We start from the raw sequence: 9,515 nt of genomic DNA, 5'->3' as shown, positions 1-9,515 counted from the left end.
CCTCCCCATCCCAGTAAAGAAGCGAATCTTTAAACGCTTCAAAATATTCGTGATCGGGTTCAAACGGAATACGTCCCTCTTCATAGAGGTTTTTGGCCCACAAGTCGTAGTAGGAATGTGTGCCGATGGACTGCAATCTGAAATTGTAATCGAACATGTATAAAAGTGCAGCAGTACTAACTTCGAAAGGATCGCTCTCGGGAAGCATGAGATCGTAAACCCGAACTCTTATTCGTTTCTCTTCTTTATTGAGCAGAAAATAAGCGGGATTATTGTTCATCAATCTCCGGCTGAATGCATCTCCGACAATCGTTCTCGGAATCCCGATATACTGTTTTTCCCTGGCACGCTGATAGCCTGAAACCATATACTCCTCTGTTAGTGGGGAGTGACCTTTAATCTGATCTGTCTCCAGTGCAAAAAATACAGTTATCTCATCAAAGGCATTGTTCTGGCCAAGCGCCAGCACCTCTTTCATTCCGTCACTGTCAATATCTTCAGTCAAAGTCTGAGCAATACGACCGGTATGAATATATCTTCCCAGCTCATTCCCGTTATCCGGGTTCATCTTTAAAATGATACTTGGAAAAAAATTCCGATGACCTACATTTGCAATAAGAAAGTGCTCTGATTCAGCGGATCTCTCTGCATAGTTAACGGAGTGCAACCGGAATAAATCTTCCGAAACATCTGTCTTATTTGGGAAATCGATGTTAAACATCAGATCTCGTGCCCAAATCACAGAATCGCCGGATACAGAATAGGCCACCAACTGCTCACCGTTTGTACCATCCGCTACTTCCAGGCTTCTTGCAAAAATGACCTCATTGGTTCCGTCAGAATTGAGATCAAATAAACCAAATTTGTTTGTTATACTCTCATTGGCTTGCTCTAAACGGACAACCTCTGAGCCTGCTTCCAATGCCGCAATTCTCTGTCCGTATTGATTATTAAGGATCAAATGTGTTCCGCTGAATTCTCCATCTACAGGATTTTGATCCACCGGCCCAAAAATCAACCAGCCAATAACTCCAATCAACACAAGAATCAGCGGAACGGTAACGGCTCTGTACTTTTGACTCTTCATCTGTTTGAAATAGAAGCTCAAAAATCCTTCTACCTGGTGTGAAGCAAGACGCCTGTCAAAGAATATCTCTCTCAGATGATCTGCACCATAGAGCACTAAATTGCGGGTTGGATATTTTTCCCGGAGTTTGCCTAATTCTTGCTCAAACAGATCTCGCTGAACAGCCGGAACCACCAATATTTTACCCCATGAAAAGTAAGCTGCTTGCACTTTTAAGCTTACGCTTTCACGATCAACCGGACGTACATTCCCCTCTTTATCAACATTACCAGTTATTACAGAATGAGAATGCAATTTATATAATTCTCTTTGATGACTCGCTTCAAGTAGCCGTGTAAACCAAATTGCAGAGATAGCAAGATTTGCAGAATCTCCGAAATGAAATGCCTGCTGAAATTCAAAATTTACACCGGCACGGTAATACCTCTTATTTCGGGTACCGGCAGTTGATTCAAACAGGTTCCTTGCGGCAATCAGAACATCTTTTTTTTCTTTCAGTGATGGATTTGTCGCTCCATAGACATGCATATTCCAAACCAGTTCATCCTCCTTCTCTGTTTCGGCATATTGTTCAACTGAAATTTTACGCAATCGTCCATAGGCCTCTTCCTGATGATACCTTTCAGCGACCGGTATAAAAGTTTTTCCATCTTCAGGTGTCTGAATTATGTTAATTTGCCGTACTATTCGTTCGAGCTGTTTTTCTCCTTCTCTTGGAAGATCTTTTCGTTGCTGAAGTTTTTCAGCAATCAGATTTCTCAGCCGATCCAATCCCCTTACGTCTTCGGAATGATCTTGATCCACCAGCTCAGATTTGACGAATGATCGTTGTAAATGATACCTGACTCCTCTAAAATCATCCAGACATCCGTACAAAAGTATGCAAACCTCTCTCAGACAATTGTAAACTCGTGTAACATTTTCACTTTTTTTTGATAAGTGAAGCTCCGACTCAATTGAATCAAGCAATGCCAAATCCTGCTCAATTTGTTGCGGATCCATACCTGTCCACGTTAAAGGATCAGCGTACTCCGGAAGTTCATCCACGAGTTGAAGAATGTAAGACTCGTACTTTTTAAACGATCCCTCCAGGCTTTTGATAAAACCTCTGAAAAGATAATACCGGTGACGAATTGAAATCGAAGTTTCAAAAAGGTCTATTGTCTCTTGGAACTGCCTCTCAACTTGAATAGGATCAGGCATATGGCTACCTCAAATTCAAAATATTTATGCAATCTTAGTTGTTTTTAAAATATTCCCTGGTCAATAAAAACTCTTCTCCTGTCCAATAGAGAATTGAATCTTTGTACGTCTCAAAGTAATCAAAATCAGGAACCTCTCGAATTTCTCCTTCCTCATAAAGATCACGTGCCACAATATCGTACACATCACTTGTACCTACACCTGATGGCTCCATATTTTCATCAAAACTCACTGATACCAATACTTCACCAACCTGATTTCGAAACGTCGTTCTACCCTCTTCCACAAGTACCCGAGTGGTTTGATTTGCCACATCGTAATAGATCGATCTCCCTTCATTGTACTTCAAAATCGGACTGGTATATTCTGCAATAACTGTTTTTGGAAGTAAAATATAATATAATTCATTTGCAGAGTGTATCCCCGCAGGTTTATAATCTCTTGTGAGGGGCGAAAATCCATGAAAATTCTCAACGTCTAAAACTCCCATTGAAGCCAGCCAGTAAGCATTATTAATACCTGTAAAAATTACATCTTCTCGTTCATCGCCATCTATATCTTCTATAATCATATCCCTAATATGACCGATATGAAGATATTCCGACTCAACTTCGCCGGATTCCGCATCCACCAAATATAGAATCGTTTGGAAGTAGTAAAATGAATTGGCATTAACAACAACTTTGAAACCATCGTCTGTTTCAACCAACCCCATCTCCCGGATTAGCATCTCCTTTTGTGTTACACCCGATTGTCTCGGAAAATTGTAGTTCAGCATCAATTCGCGGTTCCAAATTATTGAATCTCCACTCACCGAATAAGCCGTTACGTCCGAAATCTCTCTGTTCGATTGATTCAACCGATTTCGTTTCCCATAAATTACTTCATTAATCCCATCATTGTTTATATCAAAAAGTATTGTCAGTGGGAATCCCTCTATTGTTGCAGGATTTTTATACCTGAAAGCTGTTTGTTCTCCTACTTCAATCCGTTCAATCTCAGCCCCGTTCTTGTTTTCTATTATAAGTGATGACCCCTCATAAGAGAAATTCTGTGGATTCCTGTCAATCGGACCATACACCAGCCGCAGAACAACCAACAAAAGAGCGATGATTACTGGAATCAGAACAAACTTTGAGTGTTCGTTTTTTAAGCGGTTTAACAAATAATGTATTCTCCCCTGAACGTTATGAGCAGCAATTCGCCGATCATAAAAAATCTCCTCTAATCGGTTTACACCGATAACCTCCAGACCGCGATCTGGATATTTTTTGCTTAATTTTTCTACCTCAGCTTCAAATTGCGCCCTTTGAGAAGACGGTATCACCAACATCGTTGCCCAGGAAAAGAAGACAGCTTCTGCTTTAAGACGAATACTTGTTTCATCGACCGGTTGTACAGACCCGTCTTTATTGATATCTCCGGTAATGGCAACATTTGAATAAACGGTATATCGCTCCCTCTGTTTACCGGTTCCTAAAAGGATGGAATACCACAGAGCTGCAATACCAAGATTTGCTGAATTTCCATTGTGAAAAGCCACTGTATTTTCAAATCGTACACCTCCGCGATAGTAACCAGAGTTCGTTCTGTTTGAGCCGGATGCAAACAACTTTCTGGAAGCAAGTATAGACGCTTTAGTTTGTTCCAGGGAAGGAATTTCAGCACCGTAAATATTCGTCATCCAGATCAATTCATCGCGGGAATTTGAATCTGCCTCTCCATACAGTTCTACCGACATTTTTCGCAACCGTCCATATTGGCTGCTTCCGGTTTGATCTAAGCTGTATTTTTCAGCCACGGGAACGAGTATGCTTCTCTCCCGGCTATCCGATAGATCTTTTACTTGTTCGTGTAATCTTTCGAGGAATTCTTGCTGCTCAGCGGAGCGCTTACTTTCCCGTTTTAACTCTACTGAAAGTATTTCAAAAAGCCAGTCTAAACCCCGGTTCTCGAGGCCTTCATAATTCTCAATGGAATTCGCCTCCGGCCATGAAAGCCCGGTTCCCTTCCGGAGATAATAAACAGCCTTTTCAAGATGATTTAAACAGCTGAATAACAGCAAACACACTTCCTGAAGATTCTTTTTTCTTTCATTGTACTGGTCATTTTTTCCCGATAGATCTATTTGTGTATGAATTCTTTCCAACACCGAAAGATTCTCTTCGATCTCTTTCGGATCTATCCCACTCCATGACAAGTGATCAGTAAATAGCGGTAAATCATCCAGCAGTTGTATGATGTACGATTCGTACTTTTTAAACTCTCCCTCAAGTGTATCTATAAAATCAAAAAAGAGTTTGTAACGGTGACGAATTGAAAGTGCAGAATCGAAATATTCGATTAGCTTTTGAAAATCCTGTTCTACTTGAATCGGATCTGGCATGGCGATGGCAATAGATCATTTGAAGAAGAAAAGACTGGAAACAGTACCCGAAAAATTTTGAATCTCAACAGAGCATTTTCCATCTTTTACAGGCCAAATGGAAGATTTCTCTCCACTGTAAATCACCATTTTATCCGGATTTCTCTCACTTGAACCTTTGAATGAAATCTGTAATTCATCCCCGTCATTAAATAGTGTAAGTTCCTCTCTTTCGAAATACGATTCCGTCGTATCAAAATTTAGCGTCTCATCTTTATCATCCTTAAAAACTCTGATTTTTGAGATCGGAAGGTGCAGCTCACACTTATTCCAGCTCTTTATGGCATTTTCCGGGAATTTCTGATCCGGTATCACAAATGTACCACCGGGATCGCTGACAAGTGTTGTTTTCTCACGATCCTGCACTTCAACAAGAACAATATCATCTTCATCCACAAACTCAGAAATTACATGGAGTTTTGATTGATTTTTTGATCTGTTATGTAAAATCCTGATCAGTGTTTTATGCTCATCAGAAACAAACGTGCGAATTGTTTTCAGACTTTTTTTACTTCGGTCAGCAACAGGAGTCTGAGCGGCAAGTACAAAAATCCCACCAGAATTTTTTGATTTTTGTGGGGCAGATTCCAGTTCTATGACAGATGAAAAATGGTCCGGTCTTTCCTGAACAGATTCAATCTGATCTACTTTCTTGTAAAACAGTTGAAACCACTCGGCAAGCAGACGTAATTCAGAATCCTTTTGGATCCATTCTTCAATCCATTCAATCTCCTCTTCTGTTAATGAGGAGCGGTTAAGAGTATACAATTCGATATGTTTTTCTGTTGGAATATTCAAATAGTCTCAAACTTTATGTAAAATTCCTCGCAAATGATACCATCTGCAAAAAATTATGACCAGTCATCTTTAAACGTTTCAACAAGGTCTTTTCTGATAAGCTTTACTAAATATTCAAGTATCTGGCGTTTATTCTCTCTGAAATTATTGTATTCTAAAGAGGGCATATAATATTTCAGATATTCATACTGAGATGATTCCGTTTTTCCATCCGTAAAATAATCGTTTACTATATCTTTCGCTGCATTCATATAAATATCCAGTTCCTTATGGCTGATTTTGCCTTTCCGAACATATGAAGAACCCGTACTGTTTCGAACCATTTTAGAGCTTTCTTCAAGGAGCTCCTCAAATTCTGTTTGAATAATCGCCTCATCTGCATTTATTTTCTTCTTTTTATTGGCAGAATCGTTAAAGTGCACATAAGTCAAACGAATAATCGATGCCAATCCAACCAGTGAAATTCGTTTTTGATAGCGCTCCTGTCTCTCAAGAATATCAATAACCTCGATCAAAATTTCCGGAATCTGCATCTTGTCTTCTATACGTGAAGAGAGGTGTATCTGCATAAACTCTGACGGCATAACCGGCAGATTCTCTTCACTGTCTTCACCAATGATGATATCCCCGTGTTTATAGCACACCCGATATTCACAGTCATTATCCCGTATAGCCAATTTTAAATTCCGGATAATTTTTCGGAGAGAGGGATCCTTCTCTCCCACTGCCCGAAAAATATTATCCTCAACCTTTGTAAATACAAGCTTTCTCAACTCAATCATCAGATCCGAATTAGTTAACTCCTCAAGATTCAAATCATGAAAATAATCCTGAAGTCTTACAAGACAGCCATTTTCATCCTTCTCAAAAAGTTCAGCAATAAAATCCCAGGCAAGATCCTCCAGTCGTTCGCCGCGAATCATGTATAAGTTGATTGGATGCGGCCTTCATCCTAAGATAAGCTAAAGCCATTGAATGACACTTCTTTATCAGTTTTTTTAACTCTTTCCTTGAAACGTTTTCGCCCAAACAACTTGTGATCGTCTCTATCAGTCCCATAAATATAACTTGATGTTTTAGTACCCCGTATAAACAAAGTGATTATTACAAAAAAATGCGGTCATTTTAAAGTACATATTCAAGTTTAAAATTATTCTAATTTATATACTTAAATATTTAATATTACTCATCTTACAATATTCGAATTTTGAGTAGTCTACCTTATTATCTTCAATCAGACTGAGCTTAATCCACTTCAAGAAGGCTTTGCAAAACTCTGACCGTCATCCTGAACTTGATTCAGGATCTCCAGATACTGGCTATAAAGGCGAATGGAGAATCTGAATCGAGTTCAGATTGACCAATAACCACGGTTTTGCAAAGCCCTCTTCAATTAGTTAAAGGAGAGCCGGAATAACTGCAAAAATCATATCTACACCATCTTCTGCCTCTAAAGAGCCTTGTGTCGGCTTTCACATGTTCCTTTGAATTTCGTACTCCTTTTGTATGAGTCATGCCAGCTTCCACCCCGATCTATCAAGAGCAGACAGGAGCGCACATATTAAAATATTTTAAATCGTACCAAATAAACCCCATTAGGGAATTCACATTATTCTATTGGTTAAGTATTGCCTTTGCATCTTCAAACCGGTCTGCTTTATGAAGGGCTTCAACCAGGTGTTTTTTTAAAACTTCATTGTCCATATTTGCCCGGTGTTGAGCCAGCCAGCGGTTACAGAGTAATTCAAGTTTTCCTGCATCATCATACGTTCTGATGAGCGCGCTATAAGTATTAGAATTTTCCGGTTCCAGTGAAACGGCCCGTTCGTAAGCTTTTATCGCTTTTTCAGTTTGATTCTGATCTTCCAAAATCCTCGCCAGGGCAACATGCGCTTCTGCAAGTTTCGGTGAGAACTGAATGGATTCTTCAAGCTGATCGAGAGCTTTTTGAATCTCCCCCTGATTGCTGTAATAGATTCCGCTCATATAGTGTAAGCGCCCGCTCGTATTGTATTCCTCCAACAGATCCAGCATTACTGGCTCAACGCGGTTTTGATCAAATGTTTCCGTCAACCACCCGAACGATTTTTCTGCAATACGATTGATCTCCTTGAACTCGCCAATCTGCTCCTTATTCCCGGCCTGGCTTTGAATTCCTTCCTGCTGCACCTGCGCTTCAATGGTTTGCTGCTGCTCAGATAATACACGCAGACTTCTACGCAAGGCTTCTTCTGCCAGTTCAAACGCTTCATCTTCCTGAGAATCTTGCTCTTTCAATTGCGATAGCGCCAAATAGGCTTCAGGATTATTTGAACCCTCACCAATTGCATTTTGTAAATGCTCTGTTGCCTGTCGATGATCGCCCGCATTCATTTTTGCAACTCCCAGCCGAACTTTCACCTCCGTATCACTCTCTTTTGATAACGGCAGTAATCGCTCATAAACGTCCACTGCTTCTTCCCACTTTTCACGAGCTTCCAGATTTTCTCCCAGCCTGGAAAGAAGTGTCGGATCAACCGGGTAGTTGGATTGCAGTGATCGATAAATCTCGCCTGCTTCTTCGAGTGAATCCTGTTGCGAATAGGTATTTGCCGAGGCCATCCTGTATTGGAGTTCATGTCCGGTCTCAGTTGCCAGGGAATCATAAACGGCCCGAGCCTGCTGCCATTTCTCCTCCATCTCAAATGTTTCTGCAATCTCCCCAGATATTTGTCTATCCTTGGGAAACTTGTTCTCCATCTTCCGAAGCACCGCCCGCTTTCCCTTCATATTGAATCGCCGCTCATTCAGATCGGCCATCGAGCGGTAAATCTTTTTCTCATTGGGGTGTTTTTCCAGTAGCTCCTCCAGGACTGTCACTGCCTCCTTGGATTGCCGGTTTGACATTAACAACTCCGCGTAGATCAAGCCATTATCTACATCATTCGGATTTAAACTGTACAGCTTTTCAAACTGCTCCAGCACGGCCTCCCGGTCTTCCTTTTGATAGTAGGCCGAGGCCTTCATCTTTATCAGCCCAGCATCCTCGGGAAATTTCATCTGAACCTGATCGATCACTTCGATGGTTCTCTCATATCGCTCTTCCTCCATCAACAACATCGCATAATTCTTATGAGCCTGGAGGGAATCCGACAGATTCTTAACGGCTTGTTCCATCTCCCGCAAGGCTTTTTCGGGTTGATTATTCTGGTACGCTTGCGCTGCGATTGATTGGTGAACCTTGCCAATTCTTGCCTCTACCCGATCTTGGCGCACCTGCATTGGATTCAGTGATTCTCCCTGTTTTAAAGCTTTATCTACTTCTTTATAATGAACAAGTGCCTCCTCAAATTTTTGTTGCTGCAGCAGAGATTCCGCAAGAAGCCACCGGAACGCGCCCGTTTGAGGAAACAGATCCATCGCCTGCCTGCTTTTATCTTCGGCCATTGCTACATCCCCAAATTGAAGGTAGGAAGACACCAGGATCAGTTGAGCCCTCATCCGCATGGGATCTTGCTCAGTAACTCGTTCCAGCGTCTCTATTGCTGACTGATAATTCCCCTCCTGATAATAACGCATCCCCTCCTGCTCAAGCATATGTTGGGCTTGGGCCGTACCTGCTGTAAATAGGAACAACAGAACAGTTATGAATTTCACGATATTAGATTCAGAAACTTGAACCATTTATTGGGTCTACCTAAAATCTGAGATTGAAAAATTTATCTTTAAAATGCAGCTGAGTAAGAGCTTTAAGAGTATACTTTTTGTTTGATTCTAACTAACGTGATTTTAATAAAAAACCATGAATTTGAATCCGAAAGTCCCCTCCTTTTCGTATGTGTTTAGCGTCCTGGCAGAGTGCGATAGCTCCTGCCAGAGTCGCGTGGGACGGTTTTCGAAGAGAAAGCCCTTATCCCAAACTCTGACAGGAACCGAAAAGCACGGTACTCTGTCAGGTTGTTTGAATCTCAAACCGCTAAACACGTACTCCTTAAACAACAAGGAGGGGAGACTCTTTTTCCA

Annotated in this window: 5 protein-coding genes; all 5 read right to left on the bottom strand. The window is 41.0% G+C overall.

The features are described 5' to 3' along the window. Positions 1-2,290, bottom strand: a 2,290-nt coding sequence (locus U5K72_15215) for a hypothetical protein (GenBank protein MDZ7720163.1), incomplete at its 3' end; no start/stop codon positions are given. 34 nt (positions 2,291-2,324) lie between these two features. Further along, the gene (locus tag U5K72_15210; GenBank protein ID MDZ7720162.1) at positions 2,325-4,676 is read right to left on the bottom strand and encodes a hypothetical protein; all 2,352 of its coding nucleotides are present in this window, start codon (positions 4,674-4,676) and stop codon (positions 2,325-2,327) included. A gap of 15 nt (positions 4,677-4,691) precedes the next feature. Continuing rightward, positions 4,692-5,513 carry a hypothetical protein gene (locus U5K72_15205; protein MDZ7720161.1) on the bottom strand — a complete coding sequence of 274 codons (822 nt, stop codon included), beginning with the start codon at positions 5,511-5,513 and terminating at the stop codon, positions 4,692-4,694. 53 nt (positions 5,514-5,566) lie between these two features. Beyond that, a complete protein-coding gene (locus U5K72_15200; GenBank protein MDZ7720160.1) occupies positions 5,567-6,436 on the bottom strand; it encodes a hypothetical protein in 870 nt (289 codons plus the stop codon). A 691-nt stretch (positions 6,437-7,127) separates the two neighbouring features. Then, positions 7,128-9,149, bottom strand: a complete 2,022-nt coding sequence (locus U5K72_15195) for a tetratricopeptide repeat protein (GenBank protein MDZ7720159.1) — start codon at positions 9,147-9,149, stop codon at positions 7,128-7,130. Positions 9,150-9,515 lie beyond the last annotated feature (366 nt).

The organism is Balneolaceae bacterium (genome assembly GCA_034521495.1).
In the GTDB taxonomy this organism is placed as follows: Bacteria; Bacteroidota; Rhodothermia; order Balneolales; family Balneolaceae; genus Rhodohalobacter.
This window is presented reverse-complemented; position numbering and strand designations above follow the sequence as displayed.

What these genes read in the sequence shown, in the direction of transcription:
- U5K72_15210 (MDZ7720162.1), bottom strand. Translation starts at nt 4,676, where the DNA reads ATGCCAGATCCGATTCAAGTAGAACAGGATTTTCAAAAGCTAATCGAA.
- U5K72_15200 (MDZ7720160.1), bottom strand. Translation starts at nt 6,436, where the DNA reads ATGATTCGCGGCGAACGACTGGAGGATCTTGCCTGGGATTTTATTGCT.